Source organism: Bacillus sp. FJAT-27225 (genome assembly GCF_001685025.1).
GTDB lineage: Bacteria > Bacillota > Bacilli > Bacillales > Cytobacillaceae > Bacillus_D.
Map to the genome: position 1 here is coordinate 209,983 of NZ_MAYU01000024.1, position 23,568 is coordinate 233,550.

At 45.8% G+C, this 23,568-nt stretch carries 21 protein-coding genes and 1 pseudogene; 16 read left to right on the forward strand and 6 right to left on the reverse strand.

The features are described from left to right. The first annotated feature begins 148 nt into the window (after positions 1-148). Positions 149-988, forward strand: coding sequence for a lipoate--protein ligase family protein (locus A8F94_RS22070; RefSeq protein WP_302621324.1), 840 nt, complete (start codon positions 149-151; stop codon positions 986-988). A gap of 64 nt (positions 989-1,052) precedes the next feature. Here the strand turns inward: A8F94_RS22070 and A8F94_RS22075 are convergent, their stop codons facing one another. Then, positions 1,053-1,877, reverse strand: coding sequence for an RsfA family transcriptional regulator (locus tag A8F94_RS22075; protein WP_066206121.1), 825 nt, complete (start codon positions 1,875-1,877; stop codon positions 1,053-1,055). A gap of 346 nt (positions 1,878-2,223) precedes the next feature. Between A8F94_RS22075 and A8F94_RS22080 the strand changes: the two genes are divergently transcribed. From A8F94_RS22080 to A8F94_RS22090, 3 genes are all read left to right on the forward strand, one after another. Next, the gene (locus A8F94_RS22080; protein WP_066205784.1) at positions 2,224-2,448 is read left to right on the forward strand and encodes a DUF1450 domain-containing protein; all 225 of its coding nucleotides are present in this window, start codon (positions 2,224-2,226) and stop codon (positions 2,446-2,448) included. 331 nt (positions 2,449-2,779) lie between these two features. Further along, complete coding sequence (locus tag A8F94_RS22085; protein ID WP_066205786.1) at positions 2,780-4,075, forward strand: HD domain-containing protein; 1,296 nt, start codon at positions 2,780-2,782, stop codon at positions 4,073-4,075. Between the two features lie 447 nt (positions 4,076-4,522). After that, a complete protein-coding gene (locus A8F94_RS22090) occupies positions 4,523-5,032 on the forward strand; it encodes a YwgA family protein (protein WP_066205788.1) in 510 nt (169 codons plus the stop codon). A gap of 38 nt (positions 5,033-5,070) precedes the next feature. Here the strand turns inward: A8F94_RS22090 and A8F94_RS22095 are convergent, their stop codons facing one another. Beyond that, positions 5,071-5,256, reverse strand: a complete 186-nt coding sequence (locus A8F94_RS22095) for a 2-hydroxymuconate tautomerase (protein ID WP_066205791.1) — start codon at positions 5,254-5,256, stop codon at positions 5,071-5,073. A 176-nt stretch (positions 5,257-5,432) separates the two neighbouring features. On the opposite strand from A8F94_RS22095, the pseudogene A8F94_RS22100 reads away from it, so the two are divergent. Both A8F94_RS22100 and A8F94_RS22105 read left to right on the forward strand, forming a co-directional pair. Next, a pseudogene (locus tag A8F94_RS22100) lies at positions 5,433-6,085 on the forward strand (site-2 protease family protein). Between the two features lie 29 nt (positions 6,086-6,114). After that, positions 6,115-6,624, forward strand: coding sequence for a YwhD family protein (locus A8F94_RS22105; RefSeq protein ID WP_066205792.1), 510 nt, complete (start codon positions 6,115-6,117; stop codon positions 6,622-6,624). A gap of 50 nt (positions 6,625-6,674) precedes the next feature. Here the strand turns inward: A8F94_RS22105 and A8F94_RS22110 are convergent, their stop codons facing one another. Continuing rightward, a complete protein-coding gene (locus tag A8F94_RS22110; RefSeq protein ID WP_066205793.1) occupies positions 6,675-8,747 on the reverse strand; it encodes a transglycosylase domain-containing protein in 2,073 nt (690 codons plus the stop codon). 284 nt (positions 8,748-9,031) lie between these two features. Here A8F94_RS22110 and speE point away from each other — a divergent pair, with 284 nt between their 5' ends. The 4 genes from speE to argS all read left to right on the forward strand — a co-directional run bounded on the left by speE (position 9,032) and on the right by argS (position 13,200). Then, positions 9,032-9,862, forward strand: coding sequence for a spermidine synthase (gene speE / locus A8F94_RS22115; RefSeq protein ID WP_175384495.1), 831 nt, complete (start codon positions 9,032-9,034; stop codon positions 9,860-9,862). A gap of 114 nt (positions 9,863-9,976) precedes the next feature. Continuing rightward, positions 9,977-10,849: an agmatinase gene (speB, locus tag A8F94_RS22120; RefSeq protein WP_066205800.1), complete on the forward strand. Its 873-nt coding sequence runs from the start codon at positions 9,977-9,979 to the stop codon at positions 10,847-10,849. Positions 10,850-11,104: 255 nt separating this feature from the next. Then, a complete protein-coding gene (locus A8F94_RS22125) occupies positions 11,105-11,533 on the forward strand; it encodes a DUF1934 domain-containing protein (RefSeq protein WP_066205803.1) in 429 nt (142 codons plus the stop codon). Beyond that, the gene (gene argS, locus A8F94_RS22130) at positions 11,530-13,200 is read left to right on the forward strand and encodes an arginine--tRNA ligase (protein ID WP_066205805.1); all 1,671 of its coding nucleotides are present in this window, start codon (positions 11,530-11,532) and stop codon (positions 13,198-13,200) included. The genes A8F94_RS22125 and argS overlap by 4 nt, the downstream gene beginning before the upstream one ends. A 60-nt stretch (positions 13,201-13,260) precedes the next feature. Here argS and A8F94_RS22135 read toward each other — a convergent pair whose 3' ends face one another. Then, positions 13,261-13,476 carry a hypothetical protein gene (locus A8F94_RS22135; protein ID WP_066205808.1) on the reverse strand — a complete coding sequence of 72 codons (216 nt, stop codon included), beginning with the start codon at positions 13,474-13,476 and terminating at the stop codon, positions 13,261-13,263. Between the two features lie 169 nt (positions 13,477-13,645). Here A8F94_RS22135 and A8F94_RS22140 point away from each other — a divergent pair, with 169 nt between their 5' ends. Further along, entirely contained in the window at positions 13,646-13,831 is a 186-nt protein-coding gene (locus tag A8F94_RS22140; RefSeq protein ID WP_066205811.1) for an H-type small acid-soluble spore protein, read from the forward strand. Positions 13,832-13,954: 123 nt separating this feature from the next. Here A8F94_RS22140 and uvsE read toward each other — a convergent pair whose 3' ends face one another. Both uvsE and A8F94_RS22150 read right to left on the reverse strand, forming a co-directional pair. After that, a complete protein-coding gene (uvsE, locus tag A8F94_RS22145) occupies positions 13,955-14,911 on the reverse strand; it encodes a UV DNA damage repair endonuclease UvsE (RefSeq protein WP_066205815.1) in 957 nt (318 codons plus the stop codon). Positions 14,912-14,932: 21 nt separating this feature from the next. Further along, on the reverse strand, positions 14,933-16,123 hold the full coding sequence (locus tag A8F94_RS22150; RefSeq protein ID WP_066205820.1) for a phospholipase D-like domain-containing protein: 1,191 nt from the start codon (positions 16,121-16,123) through the stop codon (positions 14,933-14,935). 175 nt (positions 16,124-16,298) lie between these two features. On the opposite strand from A8F94_RS22150, the gene A8F94_RS22155 reads away from it, so the two are divergent. The 5 genes from A8F94_RS22155 to A8F94_RS22175 all read left to right on the forward strand — a co-directional run bounded on the left by A8F94_RS22155 (position 16,299) and on the right by A8F94_RS22175 (position 23,232). Beyond that, positions 16,299-18,410, forward strand: a complete 2,112-nt coding sequence (locus A8F94_RS22155; RefSeq protein ID WP_066205823.1) for a (Fe-S)-binding protein — start codon at positions 16,299-16,301, stop codon at positions 18,408-18,410. 425 nt (positions 18,411-18,835) lie between these two features. After that, positions 18,836-20,023 (forward strand): acetyl-CoA C-acetyltransferase, encoded by a 1,188-nt coding sequence (locus tag A8F94_RS22160; RefSeq protein WP_066205825.1) that lies wholly within the window; start codon positions 18,836-18,838, stop codon positions 20,021-20,023. A gap of 30 nt (positions 20,024-20,053) precedes the next feature. Continuing rightward, entirely contained in the window at positions 20,054-20,902 is an 849-nt protein-coding gene (locus A8F94_RS22165; protein ID WP_066205828.1) for a 3-hydroxybutyryl-CoA dehydrogenase, read from the forward strand. Between the two features lie 40 nt (positions 20,903-20,942). Further along, positions 20,943-22,061, forward strand: a complete 1,119-nt coding sequence (locus A8F94_RS22170; protein WP_066205830.1) for an acyl-CoA dehydrogenase — start codon at positions 20,943-20,945, stop codon at positions 22,059-22,061. Positions 22,062-22,092: 31 nt separating this feature from the next. Beyond that, positions 22,093-23,232, forward strand: a complete 1,140-nt coding sequence (locus A8F94_RS22175) for an acyl-CoA dehydrogenase (RefSeq protein WP_066205832.1) — start codon at positions 22,093-22,095, stop codon at positions 23,230-23,232. The last annotated feature ends 336 nt before the right edge of the window (positions 23,233-23,568 follow it).

A 23,568-nucleotide genomic window follows, 5' to 3' on the forward strand; every position in this document is an offset into this window, starting at 1 on the left:
AAGTTTCCTTTGGTAAACATTTTATCTCATGGGAAACTACTAGTCCACAATCAAATGCAGGAAATTGATTGGTGATAACCACCGCAATGGACTTCTTTTTAAATATGCTATAATATCTGCACAGATATGAACTGGAGGCACCATTATGATCGAAAGTGCACCGTCGCTGCTGAGCCAGGACCAGTGGCGGCTAATTGACCAATCCACGACAGGGCTGATTATGCCTGCTATTCAATCCTTTGCAATGGATGATACCTTGTGTGCATCTGTTGGCGCACATCTCGCGCCAGCTACAGCACGAACATGGGTACATGACAATACCGTTGTCCTGGGCATTCAGGACACCAAGCTGCCTTATCTTGCGGAGGGCCTTGACTATCTTCGTTCAGAAGGGTTCAAGCCCATTGTAAGGAATTCAGGAGGCCTTGCCGTTGTCCTCGATAAGGGAGTCTTGAATATTTCACTTATTTTACCCGAAAAAGAAAAAGGGATAGACATAAATAGGGGATATGACGCGATGTTGGAGCTTATTCGCTCGATGTTCGCTGAGAGCGGAAAAAACATTGAAGCCAGGGAAATCATCGGTTCATACTGCCCCGGCAGCTATGACTTAAGTATCGGCGGGAAAAAATTTGCAGGAATCTCCCAAAGAAGACTTAGAAGAGGAGTAGCAGTTCAAATTTATCTAAGTGTCGAAGACAGTGGCGGACGGAGAGCCGAGTTAATAAAAGAATTTTATTCTCTTGCCTTAAAAGGAGAGATAACAAAATTCACATACCCCACTGTAAGGCCTGAAGTTATGGCAAGCCTTTCCGAGTTGCTTGGAAAGCCGCTTACAGTCCAGGATGTCATGCTTATGCTTCTTGTTGAGCTGAAAGCAAGAAGCGGTTACCTCTATTCCGGACAATTGACACCGCATGAGCTCGACCTTTTGCCAGGCTACTATGAGAGAATAGCGGAACGTAATGCCCTATTGGAAAAGCCGTAAAACGACTGAAGTCGATTTACGGCTTTTCTTTTTCTGCTTCAACACTCACATCATGATCAGGCAGTCATTCCGCTACCTTTTCAAGATTTCCATTCCGGTCCATTTTAAACTTTGTAGCTGGCCGCTCTTCTTCTTCGTTAAAGAGAACTAGCTTTCGTGCTTTGTTCATTATTTTTAGAAGTGTTTCATAGTCTTCCTGAATCACACCCGTATTTTGCTCAAGATCATTAATTTTTGCTTCCATCTCTTCATTCTGTTTGCGAAGATTGGCAATTTCCCGCTTCAATCTGTCATTCTCGCTTTTTAATGCCTCAACATGGACGTTTGTACTATCATAGTTTTGCAAAAAGGAAATAACCGTTTGCATGGTTAACCCTTGCGGTACTGCCTGAAGCATTGAGCCTGTTTGGAAGGAAGGTGCTGCAGGTTGTGAAACTGCAAATCTGTTAGCGGGGGCTTTTTCAGCAGGCTTCCCATTCAGTTCCTCAACCATTTTTTCCAAATCAAAGCTATCCACTATGGCAGCTGGTTGTACATCCAGTTCCATAGATGTTTCCATAGACGTGTCCATAGACATTTCGGACGCGACTAACTCTTCGGGTACTTCTAAAGGTGGGGTGTAAAGAAGTTTCTTTTTGCCGCCCTGGTCCTTCCCAAGCAATCGTTGACGCTGTTTTCGTTGTTTCTTTGCCAGCTGAAGCGCTTTTTCATACGTATGGCGTACGACTGCATTCCATCTGAATCCGCATGCAGCCGATGTTCGATCAAGTTTATCACCAACCTCCTCGAAAGCATTAAGCTGTGTGCTTCCTTCCCGAACATGGCGAAGCACTGTTTCTGCCAACAATAAATCATCCTCTTCTGTCCAGGCATCCTGGCGCACTTTCATTTCAAAACACTCCTTTTCTGTTTTCATTTCCGAATTCATTGAAAAACCAGCCTCCGTGCTGGCGGATAAGTGCCAGCAAAAATTAAGTTTTGTGTTCCTAGCAATATAATGGACATGTTTTTCAAGTTTTATACAGAAATGTTTAAAAGGATAGTAGAATCTGAAACTAGGGCAACTTGCAAAGGCAGTCAATAAGCTGTAAAATACCAAAGGATAAATACGCATATTAAGCCGTTCAGGGCTTTGCGGTTTTAGTAATTGGCGATATTGCTTTCAGCCACACAAGATGGAATTAATATCTTGTAAAATAGAGGTTTAATATTAGTACCGAAAGGATTGAACCGGAATGCCTAACGAATTCCGCGTATGTGATGACTGTCAGGCAGTCAATCTAAAAACGCTCATCCCGCGCTTAAAAAAACTCGATCCTGAAGCGAAAATAGAAATCGGATGCCAATCCTATTGTGGACCAGGCAGGAAAAAGACATTTGCGTTCGTTAACAACAGGCCTCTTGCGGCACTGACAGAGGATGAGTTAATGGAGAAGGTTAGCAAAAAGCTAAAAAATTAATCACAATCATCTTGGCTTAGGCTGGGGTGATTTTTCTTTTCTACAAATCGGTTTAAATGATTAATAGCGAAATAAAAACTCTATTCGAGGTAACTTAGAGCCTCTATTAGTGACTTTGTCATAAAAATTTACTATACAAAGTCACTTAGACCATCTATTAACGACTATGTCACAAAATTTTATTATGCAAAGTTACTTAGAAAGTAGAACGTTTATAAAAGATTTAAATTATTTATGTCGAAAAATGCTGTTGGAAAATGCTGAAAGAGGGATGATTCACAATCAAAATGGGGATATAATAGAGACAAGTTATGAGGGGCAGGGGAAAAAGATGGCAATCTCGGAAAAACTAAATGAAGAAAAAGTTTTTAAGGATCCCGTCCATCGCTACGTCCATGTCCGCGACAAAGTTATTTGGGACTTGATAGGAACAAGGGAGTTTCAGCGGCTGAGGCGAATTAAACAGCTCGGTACGACATTCCTGACCTTTCACGGGGCGGAGCATAGCCGGTTTAATCATTCCCTCGGTGTCTATGAGATTATTCGAAGAATTGTAGATGATGTGTTTAAAGGCCGGCCTGAATGGAATGACGAGGACCGATTGTTGAGCCTTTGTGCAGCACTGCTCCATGATTTAGGCCATGGCCCGTTCTCGCATGCATTTGAAAAGGTCTTTGATTTGGACCATGAAGAATTCACCCGTTCGATTATCCTTGGCAACACAGAAGTCAACAGGGTTTTATCCAGAGTCGGGAGAGATTTTCCGAAGCAGGTTGCTGAAATTATTGCGAAGACCTCGGATAAAAAACAGGTTATCTCGCTTATTTCCAGCCAAATTGATGCTGACAGGATGGATTATCTCCAGCGCGATGCCTATTTTACAGGGGTCAGCTATGGTTTTTTTGATATGGAACGCATATTGAGGGTCATGAGGCCCCGGGAAGATCAAGTCGTGTTTAAACATAGTGGCATGCATGCGATTGAAGATTACATAATGAGCCGTTACCAAATGTACTGGCAAGTGTATTTTCATCCTGTTTCGCGCGGTGCAGAGGTCATACTGACAAAAATCCTGCATCGCGCAAAGCATCTTCATGAAGATGGGTATGCCTTCCGGAATGAGCCGCTTCACTTTTATTCAATTTTTGAAGGGACGATGACGCTCGACGATTATCTGAAGCTTGATGAATCGATTATCCTTTACTATTTCCAAACCTGGCAGGAAGAAGACGATCCGATTTTGAGTGATTTGTGCAGACGGTTTGTGAACCGTAACCTCTTCAAATTTTCTGAGTTTGACCCGGCCAAGGAATACCGGAAGCTGGCTGAATTGACAGGGCTGTTCAGGAAAGCCGGAATTGATCCGGATTACTACCTTGTGGTCGATTCATCCTCGGACCTGCCCTATGATTTTTACCGGCCTGGCGAGGAAGAGGAGCGCCTGCCTATCCATTTGTTAATGAAAAATGGTGATATTAGGGAGCTTTCCCGGGAATCGGCGATTGTCGATGCGATTTCCGGTAAACGGCGGACGGATCATAAACTCTATTTTCCACACGACTTCCTTTATGATGAGTCTTCAAAAAAAAATGTAAAAAAACAAATTCGCAGCATCCTTGAGATATAGAAAGAAAAGCGGAAGCGGCTGTTCAGGGGCAACGGGCATAAGACGAATCGCGCAGGAAGGCCTGCCTTCCGGAGAGATTTGACTTATGACCCCGAGCCCCTAGCCGCTGGAGCTAGACAGTAGAAAAGCGAAAAGCGGCTTGACCAGCCCCGACCAGCAAAAGATAAGGCCGCGCAGGAGGTCCTGACCTCCGGAGAGGCACGGCTTGAGACCCCGAGCTGTAACAATCATTGCTGTCGCAATGTTTGTTACAAGATACTCAAGTAGCCTATTCAGGAGGAAAACTGGCTAGCCGCTGCAGCTGGACAGAGAAAAGCGGAAGCGGCAGATAGCTGTTCTTGAATTTGCTGCTTTAGACACGAGACAGAGTGGGAGTGCCTGTTTTTAGGCACGAGCCCAACCAGAGAACGATTTTCTTCCCTTTGAGGGAGCAGGAGATGAAGAAGCTTGTTAAATGATCATGCCAAACTGATGCATGCAGTGCTGGTTTCCGGAGAGATTATTGGAAGGAAAAAACTGCAGAAGATGATTTATATTGCGAAAAAAATGGCCTTTCCGTTTCAGGAACGTTTCCAGTTCCATTTTTACGGCCCCTATTCTGAGGAATTGACACTTCGAGTCGAGGAGCTCTGCAATATGGGCTTCCTGGAGGAGTGCAAAGAAAACAAGGGCGGATACAGCCAGTATCGCTACTGCCTGACAGAGGCCGGTAAAGAGTTCCTGGTAATGAGCGGGGTGGATATTCCCAATCTGGAGGAATGTTTAAAAGATATGAATGGCCAAAATGCACGCTTCCTCGAGCTTGTTTCAACTGTCCTTTATTTTGACGGCCTGGAGCGTTCGGAGGTTGCAGAAAAGGTCTTTACGTTAAAAAGCAGCCAGCGGTATACGGAAGAGGAAGTCGACCAGGCTTATACTTATATTTCTGCATTAAAGGAAAAAGCTAAGCTCCATTAACGGATGCTTAGCTTTTCGTATATTCATCTTTATTAAACTTATTGGTCGCTGGCCCTTACGCCCGCTTTCCCGTAATTGGTCTTTGCCATCTCTTCAATGATGACCGTTACATTCTCAGCAGGTGCTCCGGATGTTTCCACTACAGCTTCAGTTACCTTTTTAACAAGCGCCTTTTTTTGTTCATCGCTGCGGCCTTCAAGCATTTTTACTGTTACGATTGGCATCTTTTTATTCCTCCTTGCTTGGTTGTAGCTTCAGTTTTTCACAAATGGAAAAAAAGCGCAAGCAAGGTGCAGGCTGTTTTCACTTTCTTTATATGTTCGTGTATACTTTTAATAACTGGCTGCCAGATTACGGGCTATTATCAGATAAAGAGAGATAAATCATAGGGGGAAAACTATTGCTATTTCCGTACAGAACAGTTGAGGGAATCATTTTTGCCGTACTATCCTTGGCAATTGCATTTGCAGTCCATGAATTTGCACATGCGTTTATGGCCTGGAAATTTGGAGACGACACTGCGAAGAATCAGGGCAGGCTGACGTTAAACCCAATTCGCCACCTTGATCCGATTGGTACGATTCTTATTTTGGTGATTGGGTTTGGATGGGCCAGGCCTGTTCCGGTAAACCGTTTCTTTTTTAAATATCCGAGGCTTGGGGGAATCGTCGTTTCTGCTGCAGGTCCGATCAGAACTTCTTTCTGGCACTGATTGGATTTATCACCTTATTTTCCTTAATTGTATATGGCGGTCATTCTTCATTTACAGTTACTCTTGGAGAATTCCTTGAAGTTTTTATAGGGCTTAATCTTGTCCTGTTCGTTTTCAACCTGCTGCCGTTCCCGCCGCTTGACGGGTATCGTATCCTTGAAGACCTTGCACCAGCCGGGTTACGGGCCAAGATGACCCAATATGAGCAATATGGCTCGTTGATTTTCCTGATACTTGTTCTCACCCCGCTCGGAGACTATACGATTACACCGCTTTTCCAGGTTGTCCTGCCTGCGCTTAATAAAAATATTCAAGAGTTCTTAATTCCTTTTTTCACATAGGTAAAAAGTGTTTTCAGGAGGTTGTTGGAATGGAAGAAAAAAAGAAAAAGGTTGGCTTTAATATAATTAAAAATGACCCGCTCGATAATCATAAAGGCTTCGGAAAGGGCTCACTCACACTCGATAATATAGCGCCTGTCATCATTGATGTCGAGGAAGGAGAAGCTGTTATTGATATCGGCGCGATGCATGCGAGAAGCGTTGTTGAAAAGGGTATCAAGTTCCTTCCCAATAAGGATGAAGTCCCGAATGCCAAGCCGTATTGGCTCGTTTGGGTAACCATTGACCGAAATGAAAATGGACCGTATTATGCCGGGGTTACCGCTTGTGAAATGACGGTAAACCGTGAAATACGGCGCGGCTACAAAGTACTTGCAGAGCATGTCAACCGAATGGATAAATCGCTCAAACGGCATATCATCGTTGACCATATGGACGACAAATCTAAAAAAATTCTCGCTGATTTCTTGAAGGCCCACAATGAAGCATTTTGGGAGAATTCAACAGGTGAACTAAAAACCGGACTTAACGAGGAATAGTAGTGAAGATAGGAAGAGCCGGGCACAATGCCCCGGCTCTATTCTTGTTTTTAGCCGCCCCAGTCCCAAAGCTTCTTGTACCATGATTTCTTTTCGGAACGCCACGGTCCTTTCCCAGGCTTCGTTTTGCCATTTTCGAGATGGTCGGTGCAATATTCATCAGGTTCCGTTCCGGAGACAAAATACGTAAACCGTCTCACTGGGCATTCCTTTGTTGCCAATTTCCCATTGGCTGGGTCAATATGAACCCCGGTGACGCCTTCCTTTGGTGGCTTAAATGATTTAACGGTTTTGCCTTGCAATGCCTCTTCCATAAATTTAGCCCAGATTTGTTTGGCGTAGGACTTTTCGGCAACAATATCGATTGTCCGGGCATCGTCATATCCGGTCCAGACAGCCGAGACTAACTGTGGCGAATACCCAATCATCCAGCTATCCGTTGGGGTGGACCCTGATTTACCGGCATATGGCCGTGTTAATCCTTTTACAATCGTGCTGCCTGTGACGTTTGCATAGCCATTCAGCTTTGTATCAAACACTCCGGTCATCATATGCGTCATAACATAGGCTTTAGCTGGGTCAAGGATGTTTTCCTCGCTGTTATCCTTTTTGTAAATGATCTTTCCATCTGAGGTTTCGACCTTGGTAATGAGTGTCGGTTCAATATATTTCCCGCCGTTGGCAAACATCCCGTACGCATTGGCCATTTCAATAACCCGTACACCAGAGGTTCCAAGTGCAAGAGAAGGAACAGTGGCCATTTTTGTTGAAATCCCAAGTTTTTTGGCTGTTTCGGCCAGTGTCTCCTGCCCAAGGAACAAATGTGTTTTAACAGCATAGACATTGTCGGAAACAGCTAAAGCTTGTGCAAGCGTAATATCGCTATTGGCGTATTTATTATTGTAGTTATGAGGCGTATAATCAGGGTCGCCAGTTTCAAACCGGAACGTTGTCAGCTCGCTTCGCATCGTAGTGGCAGGCGTGAAGCCATGGCTCAGTGCTGCATAATAAAGGAGTGGCTTAATCGTTGAACCCGGCTCACGGACTGCCTGTACGGCCCTGTTAAAGGGGCTCTTTTCGTAATCACGCCCGCCGACCATCGCTTTTATTTGGCCGCTCCTGGGGTCAACAGCAACAAGTGCGGCCTGTATGTCGGAGTCAGCTGCAATAATCGCTTTTATTTGCTTTTCTGCTGCTTCCTGCTGTTTTTGGTCAAGCGTTGTATAAACGCGCAAGCCGCCAAGCTCAATGGTGCGCTCATCAATTCCCAACTGATAGCGGAGCGCATTTGCAACAGCATCCTGGAAATAAGGAGCAGCTTTGAGTTCCCTATGAGGATCTGTCCCTGTCAGGGCAAGCCCTTCTTTTACAGCAGCCTTTGCTTCTGTTTCTTTTATATACCCGTTCTTTGTCATCGCATCAAGAATGAGCCCCTGCCGTTGTTTTGCTCTTTCCATTGAGGCGAACGGGGAAAAGGCAGCGGGGCCTTTTGGAATACCTGCAAGCATCGAAGCCTCTGCAAGGGATAACTCCGATGCATTCTTTCCAAAATAATATTGGCTGGCCGCCTGGATACCGTACGCCCTGTTTCCGTAATAAATTGTATTTAAATAGCCTTCAAGGATTTGCTCCTTGGAATAGTTCATTTCAAGACGGATCGCGTACATCGCCTCCCGCAATTTCCTGCTCCAGGTTTTGTCATGCTCAAGAAACAGGTTCCTGGCATATTGCTGGGTTACCGTACTGGCACCCTGGACCTTCTCAAACGCTTTAATGTCTGCAAGTGCGGCACCGGCAATCCGTTTAAGGTCAAAACCTTTATGCTCAAAAAACTTCTTATCTTCAATGGAAATGGTCGCTTCAACGAGATAGGGAGAAATATCATCGAGCTTTACCCAATACCTTTTTTGCCCGGTATTTGTTTCCCCAATGACTTTTCCATCATCCGAGAAATAAAGGGTGGATTGTGGTACAGCAAGCGGGGGTGAGCCTAACACCCTTGCATAGATGAGAATCCCGGTTACAAACACCGTCGCAATTCCCATTAAAATCAGACCAAGGAAAACACCGGCCCGTACGTACTTTACTGCCTGTTTTAACCCTTTGCCTGTGATTGCTTCCATCTCATCACCCCGTTTCCTTTATCGGAAAAATTTGGCCCATCCGGGGCCATATCATCAGTATGAAAAGAATGGAAGTGTTTTAAACGTTTTATAGAGAGAAGAATGAATATTTTTCTTGCTTTTTTTGGCATATATTTTATACTTTTTAGGGGTTTCCATTCACCTTTTTGGGGTGTGTTTGCATTCATTCATTTGGGGAACTATAGCAATAGAGTTATACAACAATTATTGTTATATGGATATTGAACGTTTCTTGGCAATAATAAATGGAAAGGAAGATGGAAATGGGAGGACTTTGGTTTACTGAGAAACAGACCGATAATTTCGGAATCACAATGAAGATTAAACAGACTTTACATACAGAACAGACTGAATTCCAAAAGCTTGATATGGTGGAGACAGAGGAATGGGGCAATATGCTTCTTCTTGATGGAATGGTGATGACATCAATCAAGGACGAATTCGTTTATCATGAAATGGTTGCGCATGTACCGTTGTTCACCCATCCAAATCCTGAAAATGTACTAGTAGTTGGCGGCGGCGATGGCGGGGTTATCCGTGAAGTGCTTAAACACCCCGAAGTAAAAAAAGCCACCCTTGTTGATATTGATGGGAAGGTAATTGAATACTCGAAGAAATTTTTGCCGGAGATTGCCGGAAAGCTTGATGATCCTCGTGTTGAGGTCAAGGTAGGCGACGGTTTCATGCATATTGCTGAAAGCGAAAACGACTATGATGTAATTATGGTTGATTCCACTGAGCCGGTCGGCCCGGCCGTAAACCTTTTTACCAAGGGTTTTTACGCGGGAATCTCCAAGGCCTTAAAAGAAGATGGGATTTTTGTTGCCCAATCTGATAATCCCTGGTTCAAGGCAGATTTAATTCGCGACGTGCAGCGTGATGTGAAGGAAATTTTTCCGATTACCCGTTTGTATATTGCAAACATCCCGACTTATCCAAGCGGTATGTGGGCGTTTACAATTGGTTCAAAGAAATATGATCCGCTTGAAGTAGCTGACGAGCGTTTCCATGATATTGAAACAAGATACTATACAAAGGAGCTCCATAAGGCTGCCTTTGTCCTGCCGAAATTTGTAGGCGATCTTGTCAAATAAATTTCTATATACAGAATAGCAGCTTTGTCGTATTTTAAGATTACACTAAACTTAAGAACACAGCGGAGGGAGGCATCGTCTCCCTCTCGCTGTACGTAGAAAGGAAAACATACCATGCGCTTTGATGAAAGCTATTCAGGAAATGTATTTATTAAAAGCCATCCTAATTTTGAAGAAAGCAAAGTGGTTCTTTACGGCATGCCTATGGATTGGACTGTCAGCTTCCGCCCCGGATCCCGTTTTGGACCGACCCGTATTCGTGAAGTATCCGTTGGCCTTGAAGAATACAGCCCTTATCTAGACCGTGATCTCGTCGATTTAAACTATTATGATGCTGGAGATATTCCGCTTCCGTTCGGGAACGCTCAGCGCAGCCTCGATATGATTGAAGAGTTTGTTGACCAAATCTTGGCTGCAGGCAAGTTCCCGCTTGGCATGGGCGGGGAGCATCTTGTTTCCTGGCCAGTCATGAAGGCGGTCTATAAGAAATATCCTGACATGGCCATCATCCATTTTGATGCCCATACCGACCTGCGTGAGCAGTATGAAGGAGAACCTCTTTCTCATTCTACGCCGATCCGGAAAATCGCTGAGCACATCGGCCCTCAGAATGTTTATTCATTTGGAATCCGTTCCGGGATGAAGGAAGAGTTCGAATGGGCAAAAAGTGTCGGAATGCACATTTCAAAATTCGATGTCCATCAGCCATTGAAGGAAATTTTGCCGAAGCTTGCCGGGCGTCCGGTATACGTAACAATCGACATTGATGTACTTGACCCGGCACATGCTCCAGGAACAGGGACGGTAGATGCAGGCGGCATTACATCCCGTGAACTGCTTGCTTCTATCCATGAAATTGCACGTTCAGAGGTGAAGGTTGTCGGAGCCGATCTTGTTGAAGTCGCGCCAATCTATGACCCATCTGAACAAACTGCCAACACCGCAAGCAAAATGATCCGTGAAATGTTACTTGGATTCGTCAAATAAGTTTTTGTGTCAGTCGCAAAAAGTGCCTGTTTCAATCCGAAGCAGGCACTTTTTGAATTGTAAGGGCAGGAAGGATATAATAAGGGAATGAGTCTTGACCAAATAATAGGTAGAGCATGTTTAGAAATCATGATATAATTCCATATTTAGAACAATAGCGCAAGCACCTAGATCAGACATGACAAGCGCTTGAGCTGGTCGCAAAAAGAGACACTAAAATATTTTATTTTGACAGATAGTAAAGGAAGTGGCCGGATGGATCCGAAACCCGTCATAGTTACAGTGAGTACGGCAATCTCCCAGGACGGCAACAAGGATGAACTTGTCACCGGAGGGAATGGCTTTTTTTATAAAAAAGGAAATGAAGCCTATCTTCAATATGAGGAACTGTCTCCCGAAGGAAGCATTCGCTCCATTCTCAAAATGGAAAGCGGCAAAGCGCTGCTTTTGAGAAGCGGGGCTGTGAAGATGCGGATGCCATTTCGCCTTGGTGAGGAAACACGGGGCAGCTATGAAACGCAATACGGAACACTGCCTGTTTCAGCCGTTACCGACCGGCTTGCGCAAGCCATCCGTGAAAACGGGAGAGGCGGCGTATTCAGGCTAAAATATGACTTGATGATAGCGGGCGCACCCGCAGGTACATATAGCTTGGCGATCATGTTTGAGGAGGAAGAGGTATGAACTTAGTTGAACAGATGCAACAAAACTTGAAAAATGAAATAAAAGCGGCCGTGCTGAAGGCGGGGCTTGCTACAGAAGAGCAACTTCCCGATGTGGTTTTGGAAACACCAAAGGAAAAGGCCCATGGTGACTATTCAACGAATATGGCGATGCAGCTTGCCCGTGTCGCTAAAAAGGCACCCCGTATAATTGCTGATGCAATTGTTGAGAATTTCGACCGCTCGAAAGCGTCGATTGAAAAGATTGAGCTTGCTGGGCCGGGTTTTATTAATTTTTACATGGATAATAGCTATTTGACCGGGTTAATCCCGAACGTCCTTGAAGCTGGAGACGGATATGGGGAAACCAATGTCGGCAAGGGCCAAAAGGTTCAGGTTGAGTTTGTATCGGCAAACCCTACCGGCGACCTTCATCTTGGCCATGCGCGCGGTGCCGCAGTTGGTGACTCTCTGTCAAATATTCTTGCGAAGGCTGGCTACGATGTTTCACGTGAATATTACATCAATGATGCCGGGAACCAAATCAATAATTTGGCTTTATCAGTTGAAGCTCGTTATTTCCAGGCGCTTGGTCTCGATAAGGACATGCCGGAAGACGGGTATCACGGGGAAGATATTAAAGAGATTGGGAAGCAGCTTGCTGCCGAGCATGGCGACAGGTTCGTTTCCATGCCAGAAGAGGAGCGCTTTACCTTTTTCCGTGAACATGGACTGAAAATTGAAATGGCGAAGCTTAAGAGAGACCTTGAGGATTTCCGGGTATCGTTTGATGTATGGTATTCTGAAACCTCTTTATACCACAATGGAAAAATCGATGCGGCATTGAAGACGCTTCGGGACAATGGCCATATTTTTGAAGAAGAAGGAGCGACATGGCTGCGCTCAACTCCATTTGGAGATGATAAAGACCGTGTGCTGATTAAGCAGGACGGTGCGTATACCTACCTGACTCCGGATATTGCCTATCACAAAGATAAGCTTGACCGCGGATTTGAAAAGCTGATTAATGTGTGGGGAGCGGACCACCATGGCTACATCCCGCGTATGAAAGCGGCCATTCAGGCTCTCGGCTATGATAAAGATGTGCTTGAGGTTGAGATTATCCAGCTCGTCCATCTTTACAAAAACGGCGAGAAAATGAAAATGAGCAAGCGCACCGGCAAGGCTGTTACAATGCGTGAGCTTGTTGAAGAAGTTGGCCTTGATGCAACCCGTTACTTCTTTGCAATGCGCTCAGCCGATACTCATATGGACTTTGACCTCGACTTGGCAGTTTCCCAATCAAATGAAAATCCTGTCTATTATGCTCAATATGCCCATGCGCGTATTTCAAGCATTTTACGACAGGCTTCGGAGCAAGGTTTCACGGTTGAAAAGGATGTCGATTTGTCACAAATCACTTCTGAAAAGGAATACGATTTGCTGAAAAAACTCGGCGAATTCCCGCAGGCTGTCGGTGAAGCGGCACAGAAGCGCACACCTCATCGAATTGCCAATTATGTATTTGATCTTGCTTCAACATTCCACAGCTTCTACAATGCTGAAAAAGTCGTTGACGCTGAGCAGGGTGAGCGTACAAAGGCACGCCTGGCTCTTGTGAGGTCAGTTCAAATAGCAATGAAAAATGCATTGTCACTTATCGGTGTTTCAGCACCTGAAAGAATGTAATTAACAGAAAAAGTGCCGGATTTTGCTCCGGCACTTTTTTATAGGTTCTTTATATCAAAACTAATTTCCATCTTCCTCGGAAGGTTCTTCATCCATATCTGGCTCTTCTTCATCATTGGTTTCTTCTGAAGGCTCTTCAGTTACATCTGGCTCTTGATTGTCTTCTTCCATTTCAAAGTTATCATCAGCTGGAGGGGGATTCTGTTCCCCGGCACAACCTGCCAAAAGCATTCCTGTACTCAACGGGATCGACAATAGAAGGTTTCTATACTTCATTTGATGTCATCTCCTTTAGTATTTAGCCTTACATTTTGCCTTTTCCCGCTTTATTTAGTTATTAAACACTAGCAATATGTATCGGATATCCTTGGTACGTAATGCGGATAAAATCTTGCCTATTTCCATATAGTAAATGATGACAAATCTATCTGAGGAGTGGGAGCTCATGAATGTAGGCCGGGCAAAGGAAATTATGGAGTCTGCGGAAACTATAAATGTAACCTACGAAGGAAAACGTGTCCTTATCCAAAATGTGGACGAGACGGCCAAAATGGCGCGTATTTACTGGAAGGAAAATCCTGAACAAGAACGAGATGTTCCAGTCCTAAATTTAATAGAAGATGTCGACTGAAATTGAAGCGGCCCTCTAAAAACAGGGGGCCGCTTTGTACTTTGACACGATGGGTAACACGTTTCCGCTGTGGAACATTTTGTGAAACAAGAAAAACCGGGAAGTGACAGGCACTGTTCGCATTCATTTCCACTCCACTGCGGCCCCGCCAATCCGTTTGATACCCCGGATTGCAGCGATTTCCGGTACAAGCTTAAGGAGTGCCTGATCTTTGGCTTTTGCCTCAATCATTAAGTCCACATCCTGGTTTATATCCTTGAGCAGCTTTAGTAAGGGCATTAGAAACTCCAAATCAACAAAATCGGCATGAGCACGAAAGAGTCTGTCCGATTTTGGAGAAGAGATATGGATTTTCGGAACGTGAGGCCTTTCTGTCCATGTCGAAAAAACCAACGGAAGCAAATCCTCAAGGGGAAGTTCTGACGGATTTGCCATATGATGATGATAATCAAAGGCAAGCGGAATCCTCTCTCTTATGCAGGCGGAAAGTGTTTCTTCGGTTGTATATGTTTTATCATCATTTTCAAGTGTCATCATTTCTTTAATATGGACAGGCAGGAGCTTAATATTTTCATGAAACCGGCCAATGGCGGCGTCCTTGTCCCCATAGGCACCGCCAACATGGATATTGTGGGTTCCGAGCCGCTCGAGGCCCATGCAGGTGAACATCCTATAATGGTATTCCATGTCCCTGACCGCATTTACGGTTATTTCCGTCTTTGGTGAAGTAAAAAGAGTGTACTGGTTTGGGTGGAAACTGACTCTAAGCCCGTGCTTTTTGACAACGGAGCCGATTTCAAGCCATTCGTCTTTAAAAGGGGTTGCAAAGTCCCAGCTTGCTTCGGGGTGTGTCGCAAGTGGGACAATTGAACTGGATAGCCGGTACAGCTCAATTCCATGAGCTATATTATAATAAAGCATCCGCAACGTATTTTTCAGGTTTTCTGCTGTCAGGGCAAGCAGTTTTTCCTTGCGTTCCTCTTTTCCAAGAAGCTTGTAGCGGGTAAATGTCATTGTCCTCGAAGGCGAAGCTTCCCAGAGGGAAAGAGCGGTAGACACATATCCAAATCGAATTTTCAACTTTACTCCCCCTCGCGAAAATTAAAGGAACATCGAAATAGCCCCGGCGGCAAGCTCCTTTGCCGAGCGGATCAGGTTCGGCTTCTCAAGCCAGGCAAGCTCCAATTCCTTGGAACAGGCAATATCCGCCTCTATGATAGCCTCGGCCTCCAAAATTTGTTCCTCGCTATACATATAGCAGTTAATTTCGCTATTTAAAAATAAGCTTCTCTTATCAAAATTAGCTGTCCCAATGTCACAGACTGTTCGGTCTATCAATAGTGTTTTGGCATGGTAAAAGCCATTCATGAATTGGTATACCCTTGCTCCCTTTCTAATAAGCACGCGAAAATAGCGGTAGGCGGCTTCCTTAACAAGCGGGTGATCGGAATTCCCTGGAACGAGGATTGAAACGGAAACATCACGGTCAAGGCAGTGGAGCAAGGCTTGAAGCAGTTTTCTTGACGGAATAAAGTAAGGAGACCCAATAATAACCCGCTCTTTAGCTTTTCCTATCGTTTCAATATACATGTCCTCAAGGGCGGTTCCTAATGAAGTCGGGACTAGCTGGTAAAGTGCCGGCCCTTTGCCGTTTTTCCGTTTATACCATTGGAAATTGCTTAAATCCTCTCCTGTTGCATCCTTCCAGTCCGTAAGGAAGACTTGCTGTAAATCTGAAATAGGCTCTCCATACAGTTTGAGATGGTAATCACGCCATGGAGCAAGTTTTGGATTCCCGCCAATATATTCATTTCCTACGTTATAACCGCCCAGATAGCCAAGCTTGCCGTCAATGATGGTAATTTTCCGATGGTTTCGGGACTGCAGGGAAAAAAACAAATAAGGCAGTCCGGGCTTATGTGTAAAAGCAAAATAAATCCCTTCACTCATGAGGGTGGATATCGTTTGTTTTTTCAAGGCATGCCCTCCAGCCCAATCGACTAGCAGGCGAACCTCGACCCCAGCCCTTGCCTTATCAATTAAAATTTCAAGAAATTCCTTGCTTAGGGCATCTTCCTTAAGGATGTAGAATATGACATGAATATAGTCCCTGGCTCGTTTTAACTCCTCAAAATAATCTGCGAAGAGCTCTCCTCCCTTGGTGAAGATGCGGACTGCCCCGTATCGGCGCGGATAAGAGGGTGGGGAAGACGTAATTCTCTTTTTCCGGCCAAGATGGTAGTCTGCGGCGAGCCAGGCAGCAATCAGTAAGAAAAGTCCAAGAACAAGAATGGGGCCCGCCTCCTTTAGTCAGGTGTTTTTTACAGATAGCTTTTACATAAACGGCAGGTTGTATGAGCGCTTAAATGTTGACTGAATGCTCATTCATTTTTATAATACAATTAGATAGTTCTGAATATTCTAAAGGGCTTATCAAGGCAATGGAGAATCCGAAGGGGGGACTTTCATGGAAAGCTTGTTATGGGTTAACTTGATTGCATTTTTAATTGTAACCGCTTACGCAGCCAGTTTGTTTGCGTATGTGGTAAAAACGCGCATTGCCTATATTAAGCTGGGCAAGAAGGCGGAATTTGATGCTTCCGCCAAGGAGCGCTGGCAGAAAATCTGGACAAATGTATTTGGCCAGAAGAAGCTGTTAAAGGATAAAAAGAGCGGAATCATTCATGTTATGTTTTTTTATGGCTTCATACTTGTCCAATTCGGGGCAATTGATTTTATCTGGAAAGGAATAAAGCCAGGTTCCCACCTTCCATTTGGGCCGGTTTACTCCGGTTTTACGTTCTTTCAGGAAATTGTTACGCTGGTGATCCTGATTGCAGTGATTTGGGCGTTTTACCGCCGCTATGTTGAGAAACTGGTCCGACTTAAGCGGAACTTCAAGTCCGGGCTCGTATTGATTTTCATTGGCGGTCTGATGCTCTCAGTTCTTTTTGGCAATGCAATGGCGATTATTTGGCATGGAGGGGACCAATCATGGTCTGAGCCGGTTGCCTCGGCAATTGCCGCTGCCTTTGGATGGCTGGGAACGAATGCTGCGATCACCCTGTTTTATATTTCCTGGTGGCTTCACTTGCTGCTGCTCTTGTCTTTCCTTGTCTATGTGCCGCAGTCAAAGCACGCCCATCTTATTGCCGGCCCGGTCAATACTTACTTTAGCCGGACAGGTCCAGTGGGAAAACTTAAGAAAATTGATTTTGAAGATGAATCACAGGAAAGCTTTGGGGTCGGGAAAATTGAAGACTTCAATCAGCTGCAAATGATAGATTTTTATGCGTGTGTTGAGTGCGGCCGCTGTACGAATATGTGCCCAGCGACAGGTACGGGAAAAATGCTGTCGCCGATGGATATTATCGTCAAGCTGCGTGACCATCTTACAAACTATGGTGCGGCGGTTACCCAAAAGCAGCCATGGGTGCCGACCTATGCATTTGCCAATACAACCGGTAACCAACTGGCATTGGCTGCGGCGGGAAGCGGCGCTAGTGAAGCGGCAGCCAGCGTTTCCTACAGCCCTAGTCTTGTGGGAGATGTGATTACGGAGGAAGAACTCTGGGCTTGTACGACATGCCGTAATTGTGAGGATCAGTGCCCGGTTATGAATGAGCATGTTGATAAAATTATTGATCTGCGCCGGTATCTTGTTTTAACAGAAGGAAAGGTAAAGCCTGATGCGCAGCGTGCAATGACCAATATTGAACGCCAGGGCAACCCATGGGGCTTGAATCGAAAAGAAAGGGAAGACTGGCGCGACGCCCGTGATGACGTCCATGTACCAACTGTGAAAGAAGCAAAGAAGGCTGGCGAAGAGTTCGAGTATCTGTTCTGGGTCGGGTCAATGGGTTCGTATGACAACAGAAGCCAGAAAATTGCTCTTTCTTTTGCAAGGCTGCTAAATGAGGCGGGCGTCAAGTTTGCCATTCTTGGCAACAAGGAAAAGAACTCGGGAGATACGCCGCGACGCCTTGGGAACGAATTCCTGTTCCAGGAGCTGGCGACAAAAAATATTGAAGAGTTCGAGAAAAACGAAGTAAAGAAAATCGTTACGATTGACCCCCATGCCTATAATATTTTTAAAAACGAATACCCGGATTTTGGGCTTGAAGCAGAGGTCTATCATCATACAGAACTGTTATTCGAGCTTGTCAGGGATGGAAGGCTCGTGCCTCGCTACGAGGTGAATGAAACCATTACCTTCCATGATTCATGCTATCTCGGCAGATATAATGATGTATATGATGCACCTAGGGAAATCCTGAAATCAATTCCGGGGGTCAAGCTTGTGGAAATGGATCGAAACCGTGAAAATGGCATGTGCTGTGGAGCGGGAGGCGGCTTAATGTGGATGGAGGAGGAAACCGGGCATCGAATAAATGTCGCGCGGACCGAGCAGGCACTGGCTGTCAATCCATCTGTGATTTCCTCAGGCTGTCCATATTGCTTGACCATGTTGTCGGATGGGACGAAGGCAAAGGAAGTCGAGGAAAGCGTCGGTACTTACGATGTAGCCGAGCTGCTTGAGAAAGCGGTGGTCGGAACGCCGTCAGCACTCGTATCCTAGCTAGTAGATTGAAAGCAGGGACTGAAGGAGACACAAAATTAACAATGTTGTGTTTTAAATTTCAGTTCCTGCTTTTATTCATGTAAAATTATACCTGGTAGTTAAAGCGCTTTCATTGTGAGTGTCAGTTGAGCGAGCGTTCAGTCGATAGGACGATTGTATTGAACCAGTGAAAACCCAACCAGAGGTTCTAGGTCATTGAATTATCAACGCCCGAAAACAGTAAAAAACCGGATTAAGGTCGTTGATAGAGCAGTATCAACGCCCGAAAACAGTAAAAAACCGGATTAAGGTCGTTGATAGAGTGGTCTCAACGCGCAAAACAACAAAATCTTAAGATTAGAGTGGTTGATTCTTAAAACGCAAGGAATTTCGTCAAGTGCTTCACTTGTTCAATGATTATATCAAACAAAGGGGATGTTCAGATGGCAAGGACAGTCATTTTAAGCGGGGTGCGTACGCCATTCGGAAAATTTGGCGGTGCGCTGAGCAGTTTCACCGCAGCAGAATTGGGAGGCATTGCTGTAAAGGAAGCGCTCAACCGGGCAGGGGTGGAACCTACAGAAGTGGATGAGGTCATTCTTGGTACGGTTCTACAGGGCGGCCAGGGACAGCTTCCATCGAGGCAGGCAGCAAAGTTTGCCGGTATTCCGTGGGAGGTCAAGACAGAGACAGTCAATAAGGTATGTGCCTCTGGGATGAGGAGTGTAACACTTGGCGACCAAATTATCAGAGTTGGGGATGGGGAAGTAATCGTTGCCGGCGGAATGGAGTCGATGAGCAACGCACCATATATTATGCCGAAAGCACGGTTTGGATTCCGGATGGGTGATGCCCAGTTGAAGGACTTAATGATTGTGGATGGCTTAAGCTGCAGCTTTACCGGTGTTCACATGGGGACGTATGGAAATTCAACAGCGGAGGAAATGGGGATTACCCGTGAGGAACAGGATTTATGGGCGCTTCGAAGCCATCAGCTTGCCGTAAAGGCAATGGAAAATGGCGTGTTCGCAGAGGAAATTGTCCCTGTATCAGTTCCTCAGCGAAAAGGCGACCCAATCATTATCAAAGTTGATGAATCAGTTAGGAAAGATACAACACTTGAAAAGCTGTCCACTCTAAAATCGGCGTTTGATAATGATGGTACCATAACAGCCGGTAATGCACCTGGAGTTAATGATGGGGCAAGTGCACTTGTCTTAATGAGTGAAGAACGCGCACTTCGCGAAGGCCGTGAGATTGGAGCTGTAATCGTGGGCCATACGGCCATTGCTCTCGAAGCCAAGGACTTTCCGCAAACACCGGGCCTGGTTATCAACGAGCTTTTGCAAAAAACAGGCAGGCCGCTTGAGGATATTGACTTATTTGAAATCAATGAGGCATTCTCAGCGGTTGCTCTTGCCTCCAATAAGATAGCAGGGCTTGATCCCGAAAAGGTGAATGTCAATGGCGGCGCGGTTGCGCTGGGACATCCAATTGGAGCGAGTGGCGCCCGGGTTATCGTCACATTGATGCACGAGCTGAATCGGCGTGGCGGAGGGATTGGAATTGCCGCAATTTGCAGCGGCGGCGGCCAGGGAGATGCGATTATGATTGAGGTTCCAAAACGATAGATTGCTAGTTTCATGAATGGAGGGGACAGGATGGGAATCAAAAACGTTATGGTGATTGGCGCGGGCCAGATGGGATCAGGAATTGCCCAGGTATGCGCACAGGCGGGTTATTCGGTTTTACTGAATGATTTGAAGCAGGAATTTGTGGAACGAGGCTTGTCAGGAATTAAGAAAAATCTTGCCAGGGGCGTTGATAAGGGAAAGCTTGAAGCTTCGGCAATGGAAGCGGCAATCAGTCTCATAACGGCATCTACTTCACTTGAGGATGCCGCCTCCGTTGACCTTGTAATCGAAGCAGCAGTTGAAAATATGGAAGTAAAAGCTGATATTTTCCGGAAGCTGGATGAGTATTCGCCGGCGCATGCCATTCTTGCCAGCAATACATCTTCCCTACCAATCACGGAAATAGCAGCCGCCACGAAACGGCCTGAAAAGGTAATTGGCATGCATTTTATGAATCCAGTGCCAGTCATGAAGCTTGTGGAGATTATCCGTGGACTGGCTACGGCTGATGAGGTGTACAACCAGATTGAAGAGATGACGCGTGTCCTCGGCAAGGTGCCTGTTGAGGTAAACGATTTCCCTGGGTTTGTATCGAACCGGATCCTGATGCCGATGATCAATGAGGCCATTTACACCCTGTATGAAGGTGTGGCAACAAAGGAAGCAATTGATGAGGTCATGAAGCTTGGGATGAATCACCCAATGGGGCCTTTGACGTTAGCAGACTTCATTGGACTCGATACGTGCCTGTATATTATGGAAACGCTCTATGAAGGGTTTGGGGACAGCAAATACCGTCCTTGTCCGCTGCTCAGGAAGTATGTAAAAGCAGGCTGGCTCGGGAAAAAGACTGGGCGCGGCTTTTACGAATATTGATTTCTGTAAATCTATCACTGAAGGGCAAGGGGGGATGAAGATGGATATTCGCTTTACAGAAGAGCAGGAAATGATGAGAAAGATGGTCCGCGAGTTTGCCGAAAAGGAAATCGCCCCATGGGTTGAAAAAATGGAGCGGGGTGAATTTCCGAAACAACTGCTTCCAAAGATGGGGGAGCTTGGACTGATGGGAATTCCAGTCCCGGAGGAATATGGCGGAGCGGGAATGGATTTTATGTCCTACATTATTGCAATCAATGAAATATCAAGAGTGAGTGCGGCTGTCGGAGTGATACTGAGTGTCCATACCTCGGTCGGAACCTATCCCATTCTCTACTTCGGGAATGAAGAGCAAAAGAAAAAATATGTCCCAAGGATGGCTGCGGGAGAATGGCTTGGTGCGTTTTGTCTAACTGAACCAAGTGCGGGCTCCGATGCCGGCAGCCTGAAGGCAAAAGCTGTATTAAACGGGGACTATTATGTACTGAATGGATCGAAGGTATTTATTACAAATGGCGGCGAAGCCGATATTTACATTGTGTTTGCCCGGACTGCAGATGACGCCATTTCTGCATTCATTGTTGAAAAAGGAACCCCTGGTTTGATTATTGGCAAGGATGAGAAGAAAATGGGCCTTCATGGTTCGAGGACAGTCCAGCTGACTTTCGAGGATATGAAAGTTCCACGTGAGAACCTTCTTGGGCAAGAAGGCCAAGGCTTCAAGATTGCGATGGCCAATCTGGATGGCGGGCGGATTGGGATTGGCGCCCAGGCCCTGGGAATTGCCGAGGCGGCACTTTCAGAAGCAATACGGTATGCAAAAGAAAGACACCAATTCGGAAAACCCATTGCAGCCAATCAAGGAATCGGATTTAAGCTCGCGGATATGGCGACCTCAGTGGAGGCATCAAGGCTGCTTGTATACCGTGCGGCGTCGCTTAGGTCAGAAGGGAAGAAGTGCGGAATTGAAGCATCAATGGCTAAGTTTTTTGCATCAAAAACGGCCGTCGAGACAACAACGGAAGCAATTCAGGTGTTCGGAGGCTATGGCTATACCGAAGAGTACCCGGTCGAGAGGCTATTCCGCGATGCCAAGGTCACGGAAATTTATGAGGGAACAAGTGAAATCCAGCGGCATGTGATTGCAAAGCAACTGTAGGATATTTCAATAGGATTAAGGGGGATGGAAGATGAATTTCAAATTGACAGAAGAGCATGAAATGATCAGGAAGATGGTCCGTGACTTTGCGAGGAATGAGGTTGCACCAACAGCAGCTGAGCGTGATGAAGAAGAGCGATTTGACCGTGAAATTTTTGACAAAATGGCCGAGCTTGGGCTGACTGGTATACCTTGGCCAGAGGAGTACGGCGGAATTGGCAGCGACTATCTCGCTTACTGCATTGCCGTAGAGGAACTTTCCCGCGTCTGTGCATCAACGGGAGTGACACTGTCTGCGCATACTTCACTTGCTGGATGGCCAATTTTTAAATTCGGAAGTGAAGAACAAAAACAGAAGTACCTTCGCCCGATGGCTGAAGGCTCGAAAATTGGCGCCTATGGCCTGACGGAGCCTGGCAGCGGTTCGGATGCCGGAAGCATGCGGACAACAGCCCGGCTAGACGGTGACCATTATGTTTTGAATGGCTCCAAGATTTTTATCACAAACGGCGGCGTTGCCGATATTTATGTAGTTTTTGCCCTGACCGACCCATCCAGCCGCCAAAAGGGAACAACTGCTTTTATTATTGAAAAAGACTTCGAAGGCTTTTCGGTTGGCAAAAAGGAAAAGAAACTGGGTATTCGTTCGTCGCCGACGACCGAAATCATCTTCGAGGATTGCCGCGTGCCGGTTGAAAATCGCCTCGGGGAAGAAGGAGAAGGCTTTAAAGTCGCGATGATGACACTCGACGGCGGCCGAAACGGGATTGCAGCCCAAGCTGTCGGGATTGCCCAGGGAGCGCTTGATGCAGCCGTTGACTATGCAAAGGAACGGCACCAGTTTGGGAAACCGATTGCTGCCAACCAGGGGATTTCCTTCAAACTTGCCGATATGGCGACTGCCATTGAAGCTTCCCGCCTTTTAACCTATCAGGCGGCCTGGCTCGAAACAGAAGGGCTTCCATATGCCAAGGCTTCGGCAATGGCGAAATTGTATGCCGGGGATACCGCAATGCAAGTGACAACCGAAGCGGTCCAAGTATTTGGCGGCTATGGCTATACAAAGGACTACCCGGTTGAACGGTTTATGCGTGACGCGAAAATTACCCAGATTTACGAAGGAACCCAGGAAATTCAACGCCTTGTCATCTCAAGGATGCTGACGAAGTGATTTGCCATGTTCACCTGAAGGACTGAAGGATATAGTGGCTGGAACGGCATGTTGAGTCGAGAGAAACGTCCTATAAAAGTTATTTAATGGCTGGAACGGCATGCTGTACCGAGAGAAACGTCCCAAAAAAGTTATTTAATAGACGGAATGCCATGGTGTGCCGAGAAAAACATGACCTTAAGGGGCTAAGATTCTTAAGCTAGACTCGTGCATTCCATGCCTAATGTCCGGGGGCATCCTTTTGGAAGACAAAGAACGCCTCGTGAAAAATAAAAGGCCTCTCGTGGCAGACAAAGGCCGTCTGTCCTAACGATGCCTATTCCCAGGAAGCATTCC